This window comes from Variovorax sp. AB1(2024) (assembly GCF_037482385.2).
In the GTDB taxonomy this organism is placed as follows: Bacteria; Pseudomonadota; Gammaproteobacteria; order Burkholderiales; family Burkholderiaceae_C; genus Variovorax.
In genome coordinates, this window is sequence record NZ_JBBHKP020000001.1 from 1,717,144 (window position 1) to 1,738,291 (window position 21,148).

Genomic DNA, 21,148 nt, shown 5'->3' on the forward strand with positions numbered 1-21,148 from the left:
CAGGAACCGCCGATCATGAAGACAACACTCGCAGCCCTCCTGTTCGCCGCCACCGCCGCTTCTTCGGCCATGGCCCAGAGCACGCCGGTGGGGCTGTGGCGCAACGTGGACGACAAGACGGGCGAGGTCAAGGCCGAGATCAGCATCGCCGAGACCGGCGGCGGCCTGTCAGGGCGCATCGAGAAAGCGCTGGGCAAGGACGCCAAGCCCGGCGCGGTCTGCAGCGAATGCAGCGACGACCGCAAGGACAAGCCCATGGTCGGCCTCGACATCATCCGCGGCGGCAAGAAGGCCGAGGGCAAGGACGTCTGGGAAGGCGGAAAGATCCTCGACCCCGAGAACGGCAAGGAATACCGCGCGAGCTTCACGCCCATCGAAGGCGGCAAGAAGCTCGAAGTACGCGGATATCTCGGCCCCTTCTGGCGCACCCAAACCTGGAACCGTGTTCCTTGACCCACCCCCGTAGCTGCTCACTTCGTGTAGCAGCCTCCCCCTCAAGGGGGCAACACCAGCGGCCCGGCAAAGCCGGTTCCGCGGTGTTCCCCGAACCGAATCAAAACTTCGAAGCCCAGTTATGTCCCGATTTCAAGTGAAGAAGGTCGCCGTGCTCGGCGCCGGCGTGATGGGCGCGCAGATTGCGGCCCACCTCGTCAACGTGCGCGTGCCCGTTGTCCTGTTCGATCTGGCCGCAAAAGAAGGCCCGAAGAACGGCATCGTCACGCGCGCCATCGACAACCTCAAGAAGCTCAAGCCCGCGCCGCTCGGCGACGTGGCCGACGCCGTGCTGATCGAGCAGGCCAACTACGAAGATGACCTGGCCAGGCTCGGCGAGTGCGACCTCGTCATCGAGGCCATTGCAGAGCGCATGGACTGGAAGCTCGACCTCTACAAGAAGATCGCGCCGCACGTCGCCAAGCATTCGATCCTGGCCTCGAACACCTCGGGCCTGTCGATCACCAAGCTCAGCGAAGCGCTGCCCGAAGCGCTGAAGCCGCGCTTCTGCGGCATCCACTTCTTCAACCCGCCGCGCTACATGTTCCTGGTGGAGCTGATCAACACGCCCACCACGCAGCCGCAGGTGCTCGACGACCTCGAAGCCTTCGTCACCAGCACGCTGGGCAAGGGCGTGGTGCGCGCGCACGACACGCCCAACTTCATCGCCAACCGCGTCGGCATCGCGGGCATGCTGGCCACGCTGAAGGAAGTCGAGAAGTTCGGCCTGACGCCCGACGTGGTGGACGACCTCACCGGCAAGAAGCTGGGCCGTGCCAGCTCCGGCACCTTCCGCACCGCCGACGTGGTGGGCCTCGACACCATGGCCCATGTCGTGAAGACGCTGCAGGACAACCTGAACGCCGAGACCGACCCGTTCTACGCCAACTTCGCGACGCCGCCGGTGCTCGCCAAGCTGCTGGAGCTGGGCAACCTGGGCCAGAAGACCAAGGCCGGCTTCTTCAAGAAGGTGGGCCGCGACATCCTGCGCTTCGACCTGAAGAGCGGCGAGTACGTGCCCGCCGGCGCCAAGGCCGACGAGGTGTACGGCCGCATGCTGAAGAAGCCCGCGGGCGAGCGCCTGAAGCTGCTGCGCGAGAGCGAAGGACCGCAGGGGCAGTTTCTGTGGGCCATCCTGCGCGACGGCTTCCACTACGCCGCCGTGCACCTGGCCGACATCGCCGAGAGCGCGCGCGACATCGACTTCGCCATGCGCTGGGGCTTCGGCATGAAGCAGGGCCCGTTCGAGCTGTGGCAGGAAGCCGGCTGGGCGCAGGTCGCCAGGTGGGTGCAGGAAGACATCGACGCGGGCAAGGCGCTGAGCAGCGCACCGCTGCCCAGGTGGGTGTTCGAAGGCCCGGTGGCCGAGGCGGGCGGCGTGCACACGCCCGAAGGCTCGTGGAGCGCATCGCAGAACAGGTTCGTGCCGCAGCGCAGGCTGCCGGTGCATGACCGCCAGCTGTTCCCCGAGAGCGTGCTCGGCGCGAACGCCGCCGATGCCAACACGGCCGGCACCACGATCAGCGACGAAGGCGACGTGCGCGTGTGGACGCTCGATGGTGAAGTGCTCATCGCCAGCATCCATTCGAAGATGCACGCCATCAGCCCCGACGTGGCCGAGGCGCTGGGCGCTGCGGTCGAGCTGGCCGAGGCCGAATACAAGGGCCTGGTGATCTGGTCGCCCGACGAGGTGTTCTCCGTCGGCGCCGACCTGCAGGCGATGCTGCCGGCCTTCGTGGTCGCCGGCATCGGCGCGGTCGAAGGCGCCGAGGAAGAGCTGCAGAACGTCATGCTCAAGATCCGCTATGCCAACGTGCCGGTGATCTCCGCCGTGCGCGGCATGGCGCTGGGAGGCGGCTGCGAGCTGGCCGTGCATTCGGCGAAGCGCGTGGCCGCGATGGAAAGTTATATCGGCCTGGTCGAGGTGGGCGTGGGCCTGATTCCCGGCGCCGGCGGCCTGACCTACATCGCCCGCCGCGCGGCCGAGAACGCCGCGGCTTCCACGGGCACCGACCTGCTGCCGTTCCTGACCGAAGGCTTCACCGCCGCCGCGATGGCGAAGGTGGGCACCGGTGCGCTCGATTCGAAGAAGCTCGGCTACCTGCTCGACAGCGACGTGATCGTGCCGAACAAGGACGAGCTGCTGTACGTGGCGCTGCAGCAGGCCAAGGCCATGGCCGACGCCGGCTACCGCCCGCCGCTGCGCCGCAGCTTCCGCGTGGCGGGCCGCAGCGGCGCCGCGACCATCAAGGGGCAGCTCGTGAACATGCGCGACGGCGGCTTCATCAGCGCGCACGATTTCCACATCGCCAGCCTGATCGCCAACGTGGTCACCGGCGGCGACGTGGACGCGGGCTCGCTCGTGACCGAGGAATACCTGATGGCGCTGGAACGCAAGGCGTTCTGCTCGCTGATCGTGCATCCGAAGACGCAGGAGCGGATCATGGGGATGCTGAGCACGGGCAAACCGGTGCGCAACTGACGCTCGTCTTCCTCTTCCTCCTTCCCCCTCTGGGGGAAGGCCGGGATGGGGGCAAGCAGCCTATGCAAAACCAATCCACTCCCAACGCCCAGCAGAACGCCCGCACCCTGCGGCGCGAGATGACTGACTCCGAGCGCAAGCTCTGGAGTGGGCTGCGCAGCGAACAGCTGGGAGTGAAGTTCCGCAGACAGCATCCGCTTGGCAACTACATCGCTGATTTCGCGTGCCTCGAGCCGAAGCTGATCGTCGAACTCGACGGATCGCAACACCAGGCACAGGCAGGCTACGACGCCCGGCGAGACGCTTTCCTGCGTGCGCAGGGATTCGAAGTGCTTCGCTTCGGCTCGAACGAGCCGTTCGTCAATCTTGAAGGGGTGCTGCAGGTCATCGTCAATCGACTGGATGAATTGACGGCCGCTTGCCCCCATCCCAACCTTCCCCCAGAGGGGGAAGGAGCCCAATCCAGGAGCCATCCATGAAACAAGTCCAAGACGCCTACATCGTCTCCGCCACCCGCACCCCCATCGGCAAGTCGCACCGCGGCTATTTCCGCAACTACCGCCCCGACGACCTGCTGGCCACCACGCTGCGTGCCGCATTGGCCGCCGTGCCCAGCCTCGACCCCAAGGCCATCGAAGACATCATCTGCGGCTGCGCGATTCCCGAATCGCAGCAGGGCCTCAACGTCGCGCGCATCGGCGCGGTGCTCGCCGGGCTGCCGACCAGCGTCGGCGGCATCACCGTCAACCGCTTCTGCGCATCGGGCCTGTCGGCCGTGCAGATGGCGGCCGACCGCATCCGCGTGGGCGAGGCCGACGTGATGATCGCCGCCGGCGTCGAGAGCATGAGCATGGTGCCGATGATGGGCAACTCGCCCTCGCTGTCGCCTTCCATCTTCGAACGCGAAGGCGACGTGGGCATCGCCTACGGCATGGGCCTCACCGCCGAGAAGGTCGCGCAGCAGTGGAAGGTGAGCCGCCAGGCGCAGGACGAGTTCGCGCTCGCCTCGCACCAGAAGGCGCTGGCCGCGCAGAAGGCCGGCAAGTTCGCCGACGAGATCACGCCCATCGAAGTGACCGACCGCACGCCCGACCTGGAGACCGGCGAGTCGATCGCGAAGACGCGCACCGTCAGCCTCGACGAAGGCGCGCGCCCCGACACCAGCATCGAAGGCCTGGCCAGGCTGCGCACCGTGTTCGCCGCGCGCGGCACCGTCACGGCCGGCAACAGCTCGCAGACCTCGGACGGCGCCGGCGCGCTGATCCTGGCCAGCGAAAAGGCCGTGAAGCAGTACGGCCTGACGCCGCTCGCACGCTTCGTGAGCTTTGCCAGCAAGGGCGTGCCGCCGCACATCATGGGCATCGGCCCCATAGAGGCGATTCCCGCCGCGCTGCGCTACGCGGGCCTGAAGCACGAGGACATCGACTGGTTCGAGCTGAACGAAGCCTTCGCCGCGCAGTCGCTGGCCGTCATCAACACGCTGGGGCTCGATCCGTCGAAGGTGAACCCGATGGGCGGCGCCATCGCGCTGGGCCATCCGCTCGGTGCGACGGGCGCCATCCGCTCGGCCACCGTGGTGCACGCGCTGCGCCGCGAGAACCTGAAGTACGGCATGGTCACGATGTGCGTGGGCATGGGGCAGGGCGCCGCCGGGATCTTCGAGCGGGTGTGAGCATGACCCCCTGGCTGTGCCGCGCCGCAGCCAGGGGCGTCCCGCACACGACTGCGCGAGCGCACCCACCGGAGGCACACTGCCGATCATGACGACGAGCACGCACCCCTTCGACAAAGCCCTGAGGATCCACCACAGCGACATCCGCGTGGGGCACTTCACCGGCACCACCAGCCCCGACTACTGGAACATGGTCGGGCCGTTCGGCGGCACCACGGCGGCGCTGGTGCTGCAGTCGGTGATGCAGCACCCCGACGTGCTCGGCACGCCCATCGCGCTCACCGTCAACTACGCCGCCGCGCTCGAGGCGGGCGCTTTCGACATCCAGGCCACGGCGGTGCGCACCAACCGCTCGACACAGCACTGGACCGTGCAGGTCACGCAGCCCGGCCCCGGCGGCGCGCCCAACATGACGACCACCGCCACCGTGGTGACGGCCGCGCGCCGCGACACCTGGGGCGAGGGCGACATGCCGATGCCCGAGGCGCCGCGGCCGGAGACCGTCGACCGCATGAGCATCGGCCCATCGGGCGTGGCGTGGATCGACCAGTACGAGATGCGCCCCTTCAGCGGCGGCATTCCCGCGAAGTGGGACGGCAGCCTGCAACACAGCGAAACCCGCATCTGGCTGCGCGACGCCCAAGCGCGCCCGCTCGACTTCGCCTCGCTCGCCGCGATGAGCGACGTGTTCTATCCGCGCGTGTGGCTGCGCCGCGCCAGGCACGTGCCGGCGGGCACGGTGTCGATCACCACCTACTTCCACGCCGGCCCGGCGCAACTGGCAGAGGTCGGCACGGGCTACCTGCTGGGCCGTGCGGCGGGGCAGCAGTTCTTCAACGGTTTCTTCGACCAGACGGCGCATCTGTGGAGCGAGAAGGGCGTGCTGCTGGCCACCTCCAACCAGATCGTCTACTACAAGGAATAAAGAAACATGGCCGCATTGCAGAAAGCCGCGCTCATCGTCGGCGCCGGCGACGCCACCGGCGGTGCCATCGCACGCCGCTTCGCACGCGAGGGTTTCGCCACCTGCGTCACCCGGCGCAGCCTCGACAAGCTGCAGCCGCTGGTCGCGCAGATCGAGGCCGACGGCGGCCGCGCCCATGCCTTTGCCTGCGATGCGCGCAAGGAGGAAGAAGTGGTCGCGCTCGTCGAGCAGATCGAATCGACCGTCGGGCCGATCGAGGTGATGGTGTTCAACATCGGCGCCAACGTGCCCGAGAGCATCCTCAGCGAGACCGCGCGCAAGTACTTCAAGGTGTGGGAGATGGCGTGCTTCTCGGGCTTCCTCAACGGGCGCGAAGTGGCCAAGCGGATGGTGGCGCGCGAAGTGCCCGAGGGTGGGCACCGCGGCACGATCATCTTCACCGGCGCGACGGCGTCGCTGCGCGGCGCGGCGAACTTCGGCGCGTTCTCGGGCGCCAAGATGGCGCTGCGCGCGCTGGCCCAGTCGATGGCGCGCGAACTCGGCCCTCAGGGCATTCACGTGGCGCACGTGGTGGTCGACGGCGCCATCGACACCGAGTTCATCCGCAGCAACTTCCCCGAGCGCTATGCGCTGAAGGAAAGCGACGGCATCCTGAACCCCGACCACATTGCCGACAGCTACTGGATGCTCCATTCGCAGCCGCGCGATGCGTGGACGCACGAACTCGACCTGCGGCCCTGGTCCGAGAAGTTCTGAAGAATTCCGCGAAGGAGACAACGCCAATGACCAAATCCGTCGACTTCTATTTCGACTTCGGCAGCCCCGCCGCCTACCTGGCCGCGACGCAGCTGCCGCACATCTGCGCCGACACCGGTGCCGAACTGGTGTGGAAGCCCATGCTGCTCGGCGGCGTGTTCCAGGCCACGGGTAACCATTCGCCGGCCGAGATCAAGCCCAAGGGTCCGTACATGACGACCGACCTGAAGCGCTTCGCCAGGCGCTACGACGTGCCCTTCGCGCACAACCCGCACTTCCCCATCAACACGCTGCTGCTGATGCGCGGTGCCACCGGCATCCAGATGAAGGAGCCGGCGCGCTTCGGCGCCTACGTCGATGCGGTCTTCCACGCCATGTGGGTCGAGCCGAAGAACCTCAACGACCCGGCGACCGTCGGCGCCGTCTTGCAAAATGCGGGCTTCGACGCCGCGGGCCTGCTCGCGCTGGCCGGTGCGCAGGAAACCAAGGACCGCCTGAAGGCCGTCACGCAGGAAGCGGTGGAGCGCGGCGTCTTCGGCGCACCCACCATGTTCGTCGGCGACGAAATGTTCTGGGGCCAGGACCGGCTCGATTTCGTTCGCGAGGCACTTGCCGCCGCCTGAGGGCGGCACCACCCGTTCCATTCAAGGATTTTTTATGAGCGACATCCTCGTCCACACCGAAGCCGGCGTGATGACCATCACCTTCAACCGCGTCGACAAAAAGAACTCGATCACCAGCAGCATGTACGCCGAATTGGCCGACGCGCTGGCCACCGCAGAGAGCGAAGCCGCCGTGCGCTGCGTGCTGATCCAGGGCGACCCGACCATCTTCAGCGCGGGCAACGACATCGGTGACTTCCTCAACGGCCCGCCGTCGACGCAGGAGTCGCCGGTGTTCCGCTTCCTGCGCGGCATCGCCACGTTCCCCAAGCCGATCGTCGCCTCGGTGTGCGGCCCGGCCGTGGGTATCGGCACCACCATGCTGTTCCACTGCGACCTGGTCTACGCAGGGGACAACGCGGCTTTCTCGATGCCCTTCGTGAACCTGGGCCTGTGCCCCGAGGCTGCCTCGAGCCTGCTGGTGCCGCAGATGCTGGGCTACCACCGCGCCGCCGAGGCGCTGCTGCTGGGCGAGCCTTTCATGGCCGAGGCCGCGCTCGAAGTGGGCCTGGTCAACCGCGTGGTGCCGCCGACCGAAGCCAACGGCATCGCGCAGATGCAGGCCCGCAAGCTCGCGGCCAAGCCGCTGAGCGCGCTGATCGAGACCAAGCGCCTGCTGAAGAAGGGCCAGATGCCCGCCGTGCTCGAGCGCATGGGCGAGGAGGGCGCGAGCTTCGGTCGCATGCTGCGCGAGCCGGCGGCGCGGGAGGCCTTCGGTGCCTTCATGGAGAAGCGCAAGCCTGATTTCTCCAAGGTCTGACGTGCTTTCAGGACTTGCGCGCTTAAACTGTCCGGCGTGCGAATCCAAGGGGTCAGAACTCTCCGAGCGCCCGGCCAGCGGGCGAGTGATGCTACTGAAAAAGTAGCATTCCAGCCGGTGCGCCGGCGTACTTTGGGTTTGCTTGCGGGCGCACTGGCGGCGCCCGCGCTGGTTCTGGCGCGGGTGCGTCCGCTGCGCATCGGCGTCATCGGCTCGTGGTCCGGGCCCTATGCGGGCGGCGGGCGCCAGTTCGATGCGGGCATGGCGGTCTGGCTGGCCGCGCACAACCATCACATCGCGGGCCGGCCGGTCGAGCTGCTGCGGCGCGACGTGCCCGGCAGCGCACCCGACCAGGCGCGGCGCCATGCGCAGGACCTCGTGGAGAGCGAACAGGTCGACCTGCTGGGCGGGCTCGACTTCAGCTCCAACGCCTACGCCGTGGGCGCCGTCGCCACGCAGGCCAGGATGCCCCTCATCGTGATGAACGCCGCGTCCTCGGGCATCACGTCGCGCTGCCCGTTCGCGGTGCGGGTGTCCTTCACCATTGCCCAGGTCACGCTGCCGCTGGCGCGATGGGCGCTGCAGCAGGGGCTGCGCGACGTGTGCACGGTGGTGGCCGACTACGCCTCGGGTGTCGATGCCGAGAGCGCCTTCGTCTCGGGCATCACCGCGGGCGGCGGGCGGGTCGGCGCGATGCTGCGGGTGCCGCTGGCCACGCTCGACTACTCGGCCTACATGCTGCGGCTGCGCGAGCTCAAGCCGCAGGCGGTGTTCTTCTTCCTGCCCTCAGGGCAGATGCCGGCCACCTTCCTCAAGTTCTGGCGCGACCGCGGCATGGCCGACACCGGCATCCGCCTGCTTGCCACGGGCGATGCCACCGACGACCACTACCTCGAAGGCATCGGCGAGCTGGCCGATGGCCTGGTCACCAGCCACCACTATTCGTTCGCGCACGACTCGCCGGCCAACCGCCGCTTCACGGGCGTGTTCGAAACCGAGTACGGCAGCCACCTGCGGCCGGGCTATTTCGCCGTGGCGGCCCACGACGCGCTCGCGGCCGTGGATGCGGCCATGAGCTCGCCCGCCGCGCGCGGCAATGCGGGCGGGGAGCGGCTGGTGGATGCGTTTCGCGGCCTCAGGCTGGACAGCCCGCGCGGGCCGGTCGAGATCGACGCCCATACGAGGGACATCGTGCAGACCGTGTACATCCGCCGGGTGGAGCGCCGCGACGGGCGCTGGATCAACCGCGAGTTCGAGCGCTTCGAGCGGGTGCGCGACCCGGGCCTGTGAGCCTGCCCGATCAGGGCTGTTGTTCGATGGGGCGCGGGCGGCCGTTGTCGTCGATGGCCACGTAGGTGAAGGTCGCCTGCGTCACCTTGATGTACTCGCCCTGGGCCCGGAAGCGCTCTGCGAACACCTCGACCGTCACCGTGACCGAGGTGCGCCCGATGCGCACCAGCTTCGAATAGAACGAGAGGATGTCGCCCAGCCGCACCGGCTGCTTGAAGATGAACTCGTTCACCGCCACCGTGGCCTGGCGGCCCTTGGCGTAGCGCGCGGGGATCACCGAGCCGGCCAGGTCGCACTGCGCCATGACCCAGCCGCCGAAGATGTCGCCGTTGGCATTGCAGTCGGCCGGCATCGGAATGACCTTGAGCACCAGCTCCATGTCGGTGGGCAGGCTCTTGAGGGTGGCGGCAGCGGCGGCGCTGGAAGTATCTGACATGGGCACAATCTGGAACAAACAAGCAACCACGATTGTCTCCCATGCGCCGCAGCGGCGAAGCCCTTCCCCCCTCCCACCCCGTCTCCGGCCACCCGCCGGAGCGCAGCGACCGTTCCGACTGGGCGACGCTGCGCCGCCTGTTTCCCTACCTCTGGCAGTACAAGTGGCGGGTGGCCGCCGCGCTGGCCTTCATGGTGGGCGCCAAGGTGGCCAACGTCGGCGTGCCGGTGCTGCTGAAGAACCTGGTCGACACCATGACGCCCAAGCCCGACATGGCCCAGGCGCTGCTCATCGTGCCCATCGGCCTGCTGCTGGCCTACGGCCTGCTGCGCTTCTCGACCTCGCTGTTCGGCGAGCTGCGCGAGCTGATCTTCGCCAAGGCCACCGAGGGCACGGCCCGGCAGATCGCGCTGGAGGTGTTCCGCCACCTGCACGCGCTGAGCCTGCGCTTTCACCTGGAGCGCCAGACCGGCGGCATGACGCGCGACATCGAGCGCGGCACGCGCGGCGTGCATTCGCTCATCTCGATGTCGCTCTACAGCATCGTGCCGACCATCATCGAGCTGGTGCTGGTGCTCACCATCCTGGGCGTGAAGTTCGATTCGCTGTTCGTCTGGATCACGGCCGCCGCGCTGGTGCTGTACATCGCCTTCACCGTGACGGTGACCGAATGGCGCACCAAGTTCCGCAAGACCATGAACGAGCTCGACTCCGTGGCCCAGAGCCGCGCGGTCGATTCGCTGCTGAACTACGAAACCGTCAAGTACTTCAACAACGAAGACTTCGAGGCCGGCCGCTACGACGCCAGCCTCGACCGCTACCGCAAGGCCGCCATCAAGAGCCAGCGCACGCTGAGCATGCTCAACACCGGGCAGCAGCTGCTGATCGCGGTGAGCCTGGTGCTGATGCTGTGGCGCGCCACCTCGGGCGTGGTGGAGGGGCGCATGACGCTGGGCGACCTGGTGATGGTCAACGCCTTCATGATCCAGCTCTACATTCCGCTGAACTTCCTGGGCGTGATCTACCGCGAGATCAAGCAGAGCCTGACCGACCTCGACAAGATGTTCGTGCTGATGGAAAAGGAGCGCGAGGTGCGCGACGCGCCCGGTGCGCAGCCGCTGGCCGGCGCCGACGCCACCGTGCGCTTCGAGGACGTGAGCTTTGCCTACGAGCCCGCCCGGCCCATCCTCAAGCACGTGAGCTTCGAGATCCCGGCCGGCAAGACGGTGGCGGTGGTCGGGCCTTCGGGCTCGGGCAAGTCGACGCTGGCGCGCCTGCTGTACCGCTTCTACGACGTGCAGCAGGGGCGCATCACCATCGGGGGGGAAGACATCCGCGAAGTGACGCAGTCCAGCGTGCGCCGCGCCATCGGCATCGTGCCGCAGGACACGGTGCTCTTCAACGACACGGTCGAATACAACATCGCCTACGGCCGCCCGGGCGCGAGCCGCGAAGAAGTGGAAGCCGCCGCGCGCGCCGCGCGCATCCACGACTTCATCGTGGCCACGCCCAAGGGCTATGACACCACCGTGGGCGAGCGCGGCCTCAAGCTCTCCGGCGGCGAGAAGCAGCGCGTGGCCATTGCGCGCACGCTGCTGAAGAACCCGCCGATCGTGATCTTCGACGAGGCCACCTCGGCGCTCGACTCGGCCAACGAGCGCGCCATCCAGTCGGAGCTCAAGAGCGCCGCGCAGGACAAGACCACGCTGGTCATAGCGCACCGCCTGTCGACGGTGGTGGACGCGCACGAGATCCTGGTGCTGGAGTCGGGCGTGATCGTCGAGCGCGGCACGCATGCCGAGCTGCTCGCCAGGCAGGGCCGCTACGCGCAGATGTGGGCTTTGCAGAAGAGCGAAGCGGTTCCGATGCTCTAGCGCGATCATTCGTCACATTTCCATCGATTCCAGGAGTTCATACGTGTCGACCAAGATTCCCCTGCTGGTGCTCAGCAGCCTCTCGAGCGCCCACCAGGCCCAGATCGGCGAGGTCTACGACATGACCTACGCCTTCGGCGCGGCCGAGCGCGCGGCCGCCATTGCAGAGCACGGCAAGAAATTCCGCGCGGTGCTGACGATCGGCGTCATCGGCATCACGCCCGAGGAGATTGCGGCCATGCCGGCGGTGGAGCTGATCTGCTGCATGGGCGCGGGCTACGAAGGCTTGCCGCTCGAGGTGACGCGCGCGCGCGGCATCGTGACGGCCAACGGCGCCGGCACCAACGACGACTGCGTGGCCGACCACGCCTTCGGCCTGCTGATCAGCATCGTGCGCGAGTTCCGCAAGCTCGACCGGCTGTGCCGCGAAGGCGTGTGGCGCGAAGCCATCCCGCAGCCGCCGAAAGTGTCGGGCAAGAAGCTGGGCATCCTGGGGATGGGCACCATCGGCCAGCAGATCGCCAAGCGCGCCGCGGCCTTCGACATGGAGGTCGGCTATCACAACCGCAAGCCGAAGGAAGGCGTGGCGCAGCGCTACTTCGACGACCTGAAGTCGCTGGCGGCATGGGCAGACTTCCTGGTGCTGGCCGCGCCCGGCGGGCCGGCAACGAAGCACCTGGTCAATACCGAAGTGCTCGACGCGCTGGGGCCGCAGGGCTACCTGGTGAACATCGGCCGCGGCAGCGTGGTCGACACCGACGCGCTGGCCGCGGCGCTGCGCGAGAACCGCATCGCCGGAGCCGGCCTCGACGTGTACGAGAGCGAGCCGAAGCGGCCGGAGCAGCTGGTCGGCCTGGACAACGTGCTGCTCACGCCGCACATGGCCGGATGGTCGCCCGAGGCGACGCAGAAGTCGGTGGACCATTTCCTTGCGAATGCCGAAGGGCACTTCGCGGGGCGCGGCGTGCTGACCCCGGTCTGATGTCTTTGCTCCTTCCCCCTCTGGGGGAAGGTTGGGATGGGGGCGGGCAGGGCGCCTGCGGTGAGCGCCGCTTGCCCCCACCCCAGCCCTCCCCCGGAAGGGGAGGGAGTCAAGCCAATACCGGGGGGCGTTTGGCGGCCCAGCCGCAGGCCAGGTCATACGCATGCCCCAGCCGCAGCACATCCAGATCCGCATGGATCGGCCCTGCAAGCTGCAGCCCCATCGGCAACCCGCCTTCCCCGAACCCCGCGCGCACATTCAGCGTCGGCAGCCCCGCCAGCGTGAAAGGCGTGACGATCTCCATCCACCGGTGGTACGTGTCGCTCTTCACGCCGGCCACCTCGGCCGGCCAGTGCAGCTCGGCGTCGAACGGAAACACCTGCGCCGTCGGCGCCAGCACGAAGTCGAAGCGCTCGAACAGCTTGAGAAACGCGCGGTACACGTTCGAGCGGTAGTTCGACGCCTGGTAGAGCGAGGCCGCGTCGAGGTGCCGGCTCTGCTCTATTTCCCATTGCGCCTCGGGCTTGAGCTGCGCGAACAGCTTCGGGTCGCTCAGGTAGGCGCCCAGCTTGCCGCCCACCAGCAGTTGCCTCAGGCGCAGCCAGGCGCTCCAGTTGTGCTCGCGCGGCACGTCGAGCGTGCAGGGCTCGACCTCGCAGCCGATGTCGCGGAAGGTGCCGAGCGCCTTTTCGCCGAGTGCGCGCACGCCGGGCGCCAGCGGCAGGTCGGGCCAGATGCTGCCCAGCCAGCCGATGCGCAGGCCCTTGCCGTCGCCGTCGAGCTGCAGCGCGTCGGGCGAGGGCAGGGCGTGCGGCGACGACAGCGGCACCCGGCCGTCGAAGCCCGACTGCACCGCCAGCAGCCGTGCCGCGTCTTCCACGGTGCGCGCCATCGGGCCTTCGATGCCCAGTTGCTGGAAGAACAGCTCCTGCTCGGGGTCGCCGGGCACGCGTCCACGCGAGGGCCGCATGCCGATCACGTTGTTGAAGGCGGCCGGGTTGCGCAGGGAACCCATCATGTCGCTGCCGTCGGCCACGGGCACCATGCCTAGGGCCAGCGCCACGGCCGCGCCACCGCTGCTGCCGCCCGCGCTGCGCTCGGGCGCATAGGCGTTGCGCGTGATGCCGAACACCGGGTTGTAGGTGTGCGAGCCGAGCCCGAACTCGGGCGTGTTGGTCTTGCCGATGACGATGGCGCCGGCGGCCCTGGCGCGGGCCACGTGCAGGCTGTCGGTGCGCGCCGGCGAGCGCGGCGACAGCGGCGAGCCCATCGAGGTCGGCAGCCCGGCGGCGTGGCTCAGGTCCTTCACCGCGAGCGGAAAGCCGTGCATCCAGCCGCGCCGTTCGCCGCGCGCCAGCTCGGCATCGCGCTCGTCGGCCTCCGCCAGCGACAGCGCCGGATCGCGCAGCGACACGATGGCGTTGAAGCGCGGATTCAGCGCCTCGATGCGCGCCAGCGAGGCGGCCATCAGCTCGCGGCAGGACACGTCGCGCGCGGCGATGCGGCGGGAGAGTTCGGTGGCGCTGAGGTCGAGCAGGTCGGCTGAAGGCATGGCGAGTGCGGGAAAAGGAGGGGGCGCCCAGTATGGCGCGGCGCTCGCATAATCGCCGCGTATGGAAACAAAGTGGCTCGAAGACTTCATCAGCCTTGCGGAAACGCGCAGCTTCAGCCGCTCGGCCCAGTTGAGGCATGTAACCCAGCCGGCGTTCTCGCGCCGCATCCAGGCGCTCGAAGGCTGGGCCGGCACCGACCTGGTCGACCGCAGCTCGTACCCGACGCGCCTCACGCCCGCGGGGCAGACGCTCTACAGCCAGGCCATCGAGATGCTGCAGTCGCTGCAGAGCACGCGCGCCATGCTGCGCGGCCATTCGGCCGCCGGACAGGACGTGATCGAGTTCGCGGTGCCGCACACGCTGGCCTTCACCTTCTTCCCGGCCTGGGTCACGTCGCTGCGCGAGCACTTCGGCCCCATGAAGAGCCGGCTCATCGCGCTCAACGTGCATGACGCGGTGCTGCGGCTGGTGGAGGGCAGCTGCGACCTGCTGATCGCCTACCACCACCCCTCGCAGCCGCTGCAGCTGGACGCCAACAAGTACGAGATGGTGAGCCTGGGCGAGGAAACCGTCGCCCCCTGGGTCAAGGCCGACGCCGACGGCGCGCCGCGCTACCGGCTGCCGGGCCGCCCCGGCCAGCCGCTGCCGTACCTGGGCTATGCGCCGGGCGCCTACCTGGGGCGCGTCGTCGACCAGCTGCTGAAGGAGTCGGGCACGGCCATCCACCTCGACCGCGTCTATGAAACCGACATGGCCGAGGGCCTGAAGGTGATGGCGCTGGAGGGCCACGGCATCGCCTTCCTGCCGCAGAGCGCGGTGCGCAAGGAGATCAAGGCGCGCAAGCTGGTGAGCGCGCTGCCGCCCGAGATCGACAGCCTGGAGGCGACGATGGAAATCCGCGCCTACCGCGAGCGGCCGAGCGCGCCGGCGCCGGTCAAGGGCGCGTCCGGCCGCGCCGCCAAGTCGTCGTCGCTCGACAGCATGCAGCCCAAGGGCACGGCGGACGCGCTGTGGTCCTACCTGGTCGGCACCCAGCCGCCGCGCTGACTGCGTTTTTGTGCACCGCACAATCTATAAATGACGCGCATGACCGTCCCCGCAAACGGCATTGGCACGGCGGGGCCCGGGCCACTACAGTCGCGGCAGTTTTTTAACGCCGCTGTCACAAGCAAGCTTTACGGCACGCGCCACCCGCGTGCTTTTTTTTAGCCGAGGAACCTGTATGAGCACCAATTTCAGGACCGAACACGACTTCCTCGGCGAGAAGCAGATTCCAGCCGCCGCCTACTGGGGCGTGCACACGGCGCGGGCCGTCGAGAACTTCGCCATCTCCGGCACCCGCATCTCGGCCATGCCCGACCTGGTGCGCGCGCTGGCCTACGTGAAGAAGGCCGCCACCCGCGCCAATGCCGACCTCGGCGCCATCGACCGCGACCGCGCCGCCGCCATCATCCTGGCCTGCGAGGACGTCATCGACGGCAAGCTGCTCGACGAATTCGTGGTCGACGTCATCCAGGGCGGCGCCGGCACCTCCACCAACATGAACGCCAACGAGGTCATCTGCAACCTCGCGCTGGAAAAGCTGGGCCACGAGAAGGCGCGCTACGACGTGCTGCACCCGAACGACCACGTCAACGCCTCGCAGAGCACCAACGACGTGTACCCCACCGCCGTGCGGCTGGCGCTGTGGTTCGCCATCGGCAGGCTGCTGGAGTCGATGGCCTCGCTGCGCCGCGCGTTCGAGGCCAAGGCGCTCGAGTTCAAGGACATCCTCAAGATCGGCCGCACCCAGCTGCAGGACGCCGTGCCCATGACGCTGGGCCAGGAGTTCCTGACCTACGCCATCATGATCGGCGAGGACGAGGAGCGGCTCGGCGAGGCGCGCGCCCTCATCGAGGAAATCAACCTCGGCGCCACCGCCATCGGCACCGGCATCAACGCACCGCACGGCTACGCCAACCTCGCATGCCAGTACCTGGCCGAGCAGACCGGCGTGCCGCTCAAGCAGGCCGCCAACCTCATCGAGGCCACGCAGGACACCGGCGCCTTCGTGCAGCTGTCGGGCGTGCTCAAGCGCGTGGCCACCAAGCTCAGCAAGACCTGCAACGACCTGCGCCTGCTCTCCAGCGGCCCGCAGGCCGGCTTCGGCGAGATCCGGCTGCCGGCGCGGCAGGCGGGCTCGTCGATCATGCCGGGCAAGGTCAACCCGGTGATCCCGGAAGTCATGAACCAGGTGGCCTTCGAGGTCATCGGCAACGACATCACGGTCACCATGGCCTCGGAGGCGGGCCAGCTGCAGCTCAATGCCTTCGAGCCGATCATGGGCTGGAGCCTGTTCAAGAGCATCCAGCACCTGAGCCGGGCCTGCAACACCCTGCAGAAGAACTGCGTCGAGGGCATCGAGGCCAACCGGGAGTTCCTCGCCAGGCAGGTGCGCGCGTCGGTCACGCTGGTCACGGCGCTCAATCCGCTCATCGGCTACGAGAAGGCCGCGCTCATCGCCAAGACCGCGCTGGCCACCGGCGGGCCGATCGACCTGGTGGCCGAGTCGCTGGGCATCATGACCCGCGCCGAGATGGAAGCGCTGCTCGTGCCGGAAAACCTGACGCAACCTGTAAGATTGTCAGCATCTGTTTCCGCCGCGGCCATGCCGACGGGCACGGAGGCTGCTAATCAATTGCCTCCGGCGCCATGACGGGTCTCATGCACCAGACGGGCGCCCGCTCCTGCGCGAAAGCACTGGGTTCAGTGCACCGTGCACCGGGGTGGTTACCAATGCGCCCAACAACAGTGTGTGTCTAGAATTTCGATGTATTTCTTTCTGTTCAATTTCCCAAGGAGTTTTCTGATGAAAAAGCAATTGCTCGCGCTGGCCGTGACGGCATTCGTGGCATCCGGCGCCTTCGCGCAGGCCACCGATACCCTCGCCAAGATCAAGGAGCGCGGTGCAGTGAACCTGGGTGTTCGCGATTCGTCCGGCCTGGCCTACACGCTGGGCGGCGGCAAGTACGTCGGCTTCCACACTGAAATGGCCGAGAACATCATCAAGGACCTGAGCAAGGACCTCGGCAAGCCGCTGACCGTCAACTACCAGGTCATCACCTCGCAGAACCGCGTGCCGCTGGTGCAGAACGGCACCATCGACTTCGAGTGCGGCTCCACCACCAACAACACGGCCCGCCAGAAGGACGTCGACTTCGCCTACACCACCTACGTGGAAGAAGTGCGCATCCTCACCAAGGCCAATTCGGGCATCAACGGCATCGCCGACCTGAAGGGCAAGGTCGTGGCCACCACCACCGGCACCACTTCCGTCCAGACGCTGCGCAAGAACAAGCGCGCCGAAGGCGTCGACTTCAAGGAAGTCATGGGCAAGGACCACGCCGACAGCTTCCTGCTGCTCGAGTCGGGCCGCGCCGATGCGTTCGTGATGGACGGTTCCATCCTGGCCGCCAACGCCGCCAAGTCGAAGAACCCCAAGGACTTCAAGATCGTCGGCGAAGTGCTGTCGGTCGAGCCCATCGCCTGCATGCTGCCCAAGGGCGACGCCAAGCTGAAGAAGGCCGTCGACGACAGCATCGTGCGCCAGATCAAGGACGGTTCGCTCGCCAAGCTGTACGACAAGTGGTTCACCCAGCCGATCCCGCCGAACAACGTCAACCTGAACATGCCGGTGTCGGAAGGTACCAAGGCCGCCTGGGCCAACCCGAACGACAAGCCCATGGAAGCCTACGCCCCCAAGTAAGGCGGCGCCAGACCTGAAAAAGCCAAGCCCGCGCGGCACCCTGCCGACGCGGGCTTTTCGATGCAATGGGCGCGGGCCCTTACCCGCGAAGGAGGATGGATGCTGAACCTGGACATGTCGGTCTTTTGCCAGGACACGCTCACCAATGAAGTGGTCGCAAGCTGCTTTGCGCGAGGAGCGGACCAGACCTATCTGCAATGGATGTTGAATGCCTGGGGCTGGACCGTGGGCGTGTCGCTCTCGGCCCTGCTCGTGGCGCTCGTCGTGGGCTCGATCATCGGCACGCTGCGAACGCTGCCCGACAGTCCCTGGCTGGTTCGGCTCGGCAACGCATGGGTGGAGCTGTTCCGCAACATCCCGTTGCTGGTCCAGGTGTTCATCTGGTACTTCGTGCTGCCGAAGATCATTCCGCCCATGCGCGACCTGCCGCCGTTCGTGCTGGTGGTCTGCGCGCTGGGCTTCTTCACGTCCGCGCGTATCGCCGAGCAGTTGCGCTCGGGCATCCAGGCGCTTCCGCGCGGCCAGCGCTACGCGGGCATGGCCGTGGGCTTCACGACGCCGCAGTACTACCGCTTCGTGCTGCTGCCGATGGCGTACCGGATCATCATGCCGCCGCTGACCAGCGAGTCGATGAACATCTTCAAGAACTCGTCGGTGGCCTTCGCGGTGTCCATTCCCGAGCTCACGCAGTTCTACCTGCAGGCCGGTGAAGAGACCTCGGCGCAGATCCCGATCTACATCGGCGTGATCGCTCTCTACGTCATCAGCGCCATGCTGGTGAACCGCATCCTGACTTTCATCGAGCGCAAGGTGCGCGTGCCGGGCTTCGTTGCCGCCGGCGGCACGGGAGGCCACTGACATGATGAATCTCGACTTTTCCTTCTACAACTGGAGCCTGATCAGCACCTATGTGCTGAAGGGCTTCTACTTCAGCGTGATCCTGACGGTGGTGGCCACGCTGGGCGGCATCTTCTTCGGCACCCTGCTTGCGCTCATGCGCCTGTCGGGCAAGAAGTGGCTGGACTTTCCCGCGGCCGCCTACGTCAACGGCATGCGCTCCGTGCCGCTGGTGATGGTGATCCTGGGCTTCTTCCTGCTGGTGCCGTTCATCATCGGGCGGCCCATCGGGGCGGAGACCTCGGCGGTCATCACCTTCGTCTGCTTCGAGGCCGCCTATTTTTCCGAGATCATGCGTGCCGGCATCCAGTCGATCCCGCGCGGGCAGGTCTCCGCCGGCATGGCCGTGGGCATGACCTACGGCCAGAACATGAAGCTGGTGATCCTGCCCCAGGCGTTCCGGAACATGCTGCCGGTGCTGCTCACGCAGACCATCATCCTTTTCCAGGATACGTCGCTGGTCTACGCCATCGGCGCGTACGACATGCTCAAGGGCTTCGAGACCGCCGGCAAGAACTTCGGGCGGCCGGAAGAGGCCTACCTGCTGGCGGCCGTCGTCTATTTCGTCATGTGCTATGCCCTTTCCTGGCTGGTGAAGCGCCTGCACAAGAAAATCGCCATCATCAGATGACCCCCAGTCTTCGCGCACTTCGTGTCGCTTCGCCAACCCCCTTCCAGGGGGCAACGCCGGTGGCCCGGCAAAGCCGGTTCCACGGCGTTTCCCCGACTGCATTCGGTGCGATGAACCTGCTCACAGGAGTTTGAAAATGTCCGAAAAAATGATCGAAATCAAGAACGTATCCAAGTGGTACGGCCCGGTGCAGGTGCTCAACGACTGCTCCGTCAACATCTCCAAGGGCGACGTGGTCGTCGTCTGCGGCCCCTCGGGGTCCGGCAAGTCCACGCTCATCAAGACCGTGAACGCGCTGGAGCCCTTCCAGAAGGGCGAGATCACCGTCAACGGCATTCCGTTGCACGACCCCAAGACCAACCTGCCCAAGCTGCGCTCCAAGGTCGGCATGGTGTTCCAGCACTTCGAGCTGTTCCCGCACCTGTCGGTGACCGAGAACCTCACGATCGCGCAGATCAAGGTGCTGGGCCGCTCGCCCGACGAAGCCAAGACCCGCGGCCTGAAGATGCTCGACCGCGTGGGCCTGATGGCGCACAAGGACAAGTTCCCGGGCCAGCTCTCGGGCGGCCAGCAGCAGCGCGTGGCCATTGCCCGCGCGCTGTCGATGGACCCGATCGTGATGCTGTTCGACGAACCCACCTCGGCGCTCGACCCCGAGATGGTCGGCGAAGTGCTCGACGTGATGGTGGCCCTGGCCAAGGAAGGCATGACCATGATGGTGGTCACGCATGAAATGGCCTTCGCCCGCAAGGTGGCCAGCCGCGTGATCTTCATCGACGTGGGCGGCCGCATCCTGGAAGACTGCCCGAAGGACGAGTTCTTCGGACACCCGGAGAACCGCCAGCCGCGCACCAAGGACTTCCTCAACAAGATCCTGCAGCACTGATCCGCCGCGCAGGAAAGACAAGCCACGTTGTTCCGCAGCGTGGCTTTTTTCATTGCGCGATGACTTCTTCGATGCCCGGCCCTCGACTGCCGGCCCCTTGCGATGGAACTCCGCCAACTCCGCTATTTCGTGAAAGTCTGCGAACTGCGCAGCATGGGCCGCGCGGCCATCGAGCTCGGCGTGGTGACATCGGCGCTGAGTCAGCAGATCAGCCGCCTGGAGGGCGAGCTCAGCACCCGGCTGCTCCAACGCAGCAGCACCGGCGTCATTCCCACCGACGCCGGCGTGGCCTTCCTGCAGCAGGCCCAGCTCACGCTCCGCCATGCCGACGAGGCCGTGCGCGCGGCGCAGCAGGCACGCCTTTCCGGCCATGTGAGCGTGGGCCTGGCGCCAACCACCGCCTCCGTGCTCGGGTTGCCGCTGATCCGGGAAATGCGTGCGCGCTACCCCGACGTGCGGCTGCATCTGGTGGAGTCGCTGTCGGGCAACCTGGCCAGCATGCTGCAGTCTCGCCAGCTCGACCTGGCGGTGCTGTTCGAGACCGCCACGCCGCGCCGCTGGAGCATCGAGCCGCTGCTCGATGAAAAGCTCTTCGTCCTCGCGGCCGTCGGCCTGGCGCAGCGCCCGCCGGGTCCGAAGGTGCGGCTGGCCCAGCTTGCCGGCGTCCCGCTCATCATGCCCAGCGCCGGCCACGGCCTGCGCGCCAGCCTCACTTCCGCTTTCGCCCGTGCCCGCATCGAGCCCTTGGTGGTGGCCGAGATCGACGGCCTGGCGCTGCTGATGGATGCCGTGCGCGCCGGCCTGGGCGCCACCATCCAGCCCGGTGCCGCCCTCGCGCGGCAGCCGGCGGACGATGTGCTCAGCAGCCAGATCACCGACAACCACGTGGGCCGGCGCAGCCTGCTGGTCAGCCTGTCGGACGACGAACTGTCGCCGGCCGCGCTGGCCACCCGGGTGGTGATGGCCGACACCGCGCGCATGCTGGTGCGCGAAGGCCGCTGGGCTGGCGCGAGTCTTCTCGAAAACTGAACACCTGTTGCCCGATCCGGCCTGTCGCCTGAAGGGTGGCCTGCCTACAGTCTCCCGACCCACAAGGAGACGAGAA

General features: G+C 67.4%; 20 protein-coding genes. 18 read left to right on the top strand and 2 right to left on the bottom strand.

Features of this window, described 5'->3' with window-relative positions; genetic code table 11:
* The first annotated feature begins 15 nt into the window (after positions 1-15).
* From WIX39_RS08055 to WIX39_RS08095, 9 genes are all read left to right on the top strand, one after another.
* A complete protein-coding gene (locus tag WIX39_RS08055; RefSeq protein ID WP_106935793.1) occupies positions 16-453 on the top strand; it encodes a DUF2147 domain-containing protein in 438 nt (145 codons plus the stop codon).
* 121 nt (positions 454-574) lie between these two features.
* Positions 575-2,974 carry a 3-hydroxyacyl-CoA dehydrogenase/enoyl-CoA hydratase family protein gene (locus tag WIX39_RS08060; RefSeq protein ID WP_409194840.1) on the top strand — a complete coding sequence of 800 codons (2,400 nt, stop codon included), beginning with the start codon at positions 575-577 and terminating at the stop codon, positions 2,972-2,974.
* 62 nt (positions 2,975-3,036) lie between these two features.
* Positions 3,037-3,453: an endonuclease domain-containing protein gene (locus WIX39_RS08065; protein WP_285413522.1), complete on the top strand. Its 417-nt coding sequence runs from the start codon at positions 3,037-3,039 to the stop codon at positions 3,451-3,453.
* A complete protein-coding gene (locus WIX39_RS08070) occupies positions 3,450-4,646 on the top strand; it encodes an acetyl-CoA C-acyltransferase (protein WP_285413523.1) in 1,197 nt (398 codons plus the stop codon). The genes WIX39_RS08065 and WIX39_RS08070 overlap by 4 nt, the downstream gene beginning before the upstream one ends.
* Positions 4,647-4,734: 88 nt before the next feature.
* Entirely contained in the window at positions 4,735-5,571 is an 837-nt protein-coding gene (locus tag WIX39_RS08075; protein WP_106935791.1) for an acyl-CoA thioesterase, read from the top strand.
* 6 nt (positions 5,572-5,577) lie between these two features.
* Complete coding sequence (locus WIX39_RS08080) at positions 5,578-6,327, top strand: SDR family oxidoreductase (RefSeq protein ID WP_409194841.1); 750 nt, start codon at positions 5,578-5,580, stop codon at positions 6,325-6,327.
* A gap of 26 nt (positions 6,328-6,353) precedes the next feature.
* Positions 6,354-6,950, top strand: coding sequence for a 2-hydroxychromene-2-carboxylate isomerase (locus tag WIX39_RS08085; RefSeq protein WP_409194842.1), 597 nt, complete (start codon positions 6,354-6,356; stop codon positions 6,948-6,950).
* A gap of 34 nt (positions 6,951-6,984) precedes the next feature.
* Complete coding sequence (locus tag WIX39_RS08090; protein ID WP_081268376.1) at positions 6,985-7,749, top strand: enoyl-CoA hydratase; 765 nt, start codon at positions 6,985-6,987, stop codon at positions 7,747-7,749.
* A gap of 132 nt (positions 7,750-7,881) precedes the next feature.
* On the top strand, positions 7,882-9,039 hold the full coding sequence (locus WIX39_RS08095; protein WP_409196332.1) for an ABC transporter substrate-binding protein: 1,158 nt from the start codon (positions 7,882-7,884) through the stop codon (positions 9,037-9,039).
* A gap of 10 nt (positions 9,040-9,049) precedes the next feature.
* Here WIX39_RS08095 and WIX39_RS08100 read toward each other — a convergent pair whose 3' ends face one another.
* Positions 9,050-9,475, bottom strand: coding sequence for an acyl-CoA thioesterase (locus WIX39_RS08100; RefSeq protein WP_081268377.1), 426 nt, complete (start codon positions 9,473-9,475; stop codon positions 9,050-9,052).
* Between the two features lie 41 nt (positions 9,476-9,516).
* On the opposite strand from WIX39_RS08100, the gene WIX39_RS08105 reads away from it, so the two are divergent.
* Together WIX39_RS08105 and WIX39_RS08110 are read left to right on the top strand one after the other, a co-directional pair.
* Positions 9,517-11,349, top strand: coding sequence for an ABCB family ABC transporter ATP-binding protein/permease (locus WIX39_RS08105; protein WP_409194843.1), 1,833 nt, complete (start codon positions 9,517-9,519; stop codon positions 11,347-11,349).
* Between the two features lie 43 nt (positions 11,350-11,392).
* Positions 11,393-12,331: a 2-hydroxyacid dehydrogenase gene (locus WIX39_RS08110; protein WP_409194844.1), complete on the top strand. Its 939-nt coding sequence runs from the start codon at positions 11,393-11,395 to the stop codon at positions 12,329-12,331.
* Between the two features lie 109 nt (positions 12,332-12,440).
* On the opposite strand, the gene WIX39_RS08115 is transcribed toward WIX39_RS08110, so the two are convergent.
* A complete protein-coding gene (locus WIX39_RS08115) occupies positions 12,441-13,883 on the bottom strand; it encodes an amidase (RefSeq protein WP_409194845.1) in 1,443 nt (480 codons plus the stop codon).
* 61 nt (positions 13,884-13,944) lie between these two features.
* Between WIX39_RS08115 and WIX39_RS08120 the strand changes: the two genes are divergently transcribed.
* The 7 genes from WIX39_RS08120 (at position 13,945) to WIX39_RS08150 (ending at position 21,072) form a co-directional block, all read left to right on the top strand.
* Positions 13,945-14,931, top strand: a complete 987-nt coding sequence (locus WIX39_RS08120; protein ID WP_081268381.1) for a LysR substrate-binding domain-containing protein — start codon at positions 13,945-13,947, stop codon at positions 14,929-14,931.
* A 175-nt stretch (positions 14,932-15,106) separates the two neighbouring features.
* Complete coding sequence (locus tag WIX39_RS08125) at positions 15,107-16,579, top strand: aspartate ammonia-lyase (protein ID WP_081268382.1); 1,473 nt, start codon at positions 15,107-15,109, stop codon at positions 16,577-16,579.
* A gap of 153 nt (positions 16,580-16,732) precedes the next feature.
* Positions 16,733-17,629, top strand: coding sequence for a transporter substrate-binding domain-containing protein (locus WIX39_RS08130; RefSeq protein ID WP_081268383.1), 897 nt, complete (start codon positions 16,733-16,735; stop codon positions 17,627-17,629).
* Positions 17,630-17,728: 99 nt separating this feature from the next.
* A complete protein-coding gene (locus tag WIX39_RS08135) occupies positions 17,729-18,487 on the top strand; it encodes an amino acid ABC transporter permease (protein WP_409194846.1) in 759 nt (252 codons plus the stop codon).
* A 1-nt stretch (position 18,488) separates the two neighbouring features.
* A complete protein-coding gene (locus WIX39_RS08140) occupies positions 18,489-19,157 on the top strand; it encodes an amino acid ABC transporter permease (protein WP_172839857.1) in 669 nt (222 codons plus the stop codon).
* A gap of 148 nt (positions 19,158-19,305) precedes the next feature.
* Complete coding sequence (locus WIX39_RS08145; protein WP_081268420.1) at positions 19,306-20,043, top strand: amino acid ABC transporter ATP-binding protein; 738 nt, start codon at positions 19,306-19,308, stop codon at positions 20,041-20,043.
* Positions 20,044-20,145: 102 nt separating this feature from the next.
* Positions 20,146-21,072 (top strand): LysR substrate-binding domain-containing protein, encoded by a 927-nt coding sequence (locus WIX39_RS08150; RefSeq protein WP_285413530.1) that lies wholly within the window; start codon positions 20,146-20,148, stop codon positions 21,070-21,072.
* Positions 21,073-21,148: the final 76 nt, after the last annotated feature.

Coding starts and splice junctions, on each gene's coding strand:
- WIX39_RS08055 (WP_106935793.1), top strand. CDS start 16: ATGAAGACAACACTCGCAGCCCTCCTGTTCGCCGCCACCGCCGCTTCT.
- WIX39_RS08060 (WP_409194840.1), top strand. CDS start 575: ATGTCCCGATTTCAAGTGAAGAAGGTCGCCGTGCTCGGCGCCGGCGTG.
- WIX39_RS08065 (WP_285413522.1), top strand. CDS start 3,037: ATGCAAAACCAATCCACTCCCAACGCCCAGCAGAACGCCCGCACCCTG.
- WIX39_RS08070 (WP_285413523.1), top strand. CDS start 3,450: ATGAAACAAGTCCAAGACGCCTACATCGTCTCCGCCACCCGCACCCCC.
- WIX39_RS08075 (WP_106935791.1), top strand. CDS start 4,735: ATGACGACGAGCACGCACCCCTTCGACAAAGCCCTGAGGATCCACCAC.
- WIX39_RS08080 (WP_409194841.1), top strand. CDS start 5,578: ATGGCCGCATTGCAGAAAGCCGCGCTCATCGTCGGCGCCGGCGACGCC.
- WIX39_RS08085 (WP_409194842.1), top strand. CDS start 6,354: ATGACCAAATCCGTCGACTTCTATTTCGACTTCGGCAGCCCCGCCGCC.
- WIX39_RS08090 (WP_081268376.1), top strand. CDS start 6,985: ATGAGCGACATCCTCGTCCACACCGAAGCCGGCGTGATGACCATCACC.
- WIX39_RS08100 (WP_081268377.1), bottom strand. CDS start 9,475: ATGTCAGATACTTCCAGCGCCGCCGCTGCCGCCACCCTCAAGAGCCTG.
- WIX39_RS08105 (WP_409194843.1), top strand. CDS start 9,517: ATGCGCCGCAGCGGCGAAGCCCTTCCCCCCTCCCACCCCGTCTCCGGC.
- WIX39_RS08115 (WP_409194845.1), bottom strand. CDS start 13,883: ATGCCTTCAGCCGACCTGCTCGACCTCAGCGCCACCGAACTCTCCCGC.
- WIX39_RS08120 (WP_081268381.1), top strand. CDS start 13,945: ATGGAAACAAAGTGGCTCGAAGACTTCATCAGCCTTGCGGAAACGCGC.
- WIX39_RS08125 (WP_081268382.1), top strand. CDS start 15,107: ATGAGCACCAATTTCAGGACCGAACACGACTTCCTCGGCGAGAAGCAG.
- WIX39_RS08130 (WP_081268383.1), top strand. CDS start 16,733: ATGAAAAAGCAATTGCTCGCGCTGGCCGTGACGGCATTCGTGGCATCC.
- WIX39_RS08135 (WP_409194846.1), top strand. CDS start 17,729: ATGCTGAACCTGGACATGTCGGTCTTTTGCCAGGACACGCTCACCAAT.
- WIX39_RS08140 (WP_172839857.1), top strand. CDS start 18,489: ATGATGAATCTCGACTTTTCCTTCTACAACTGGAGCCTGATCAGCACC.
- WIX39_RS08145 (WP_081268420.1), top strand. CDS start 19,306: ATGATCGAAATCAAGAACGTATCCAAGTGGTACGGCCCGGTGCAGGTG.
- WIX39_RS08150 (WP_285413530.1), top strand. CDS start 20,146: ATGGAACTCCGCCAACTCCGCTATTTCGTGAAAGTCTGCGAACTGCGC.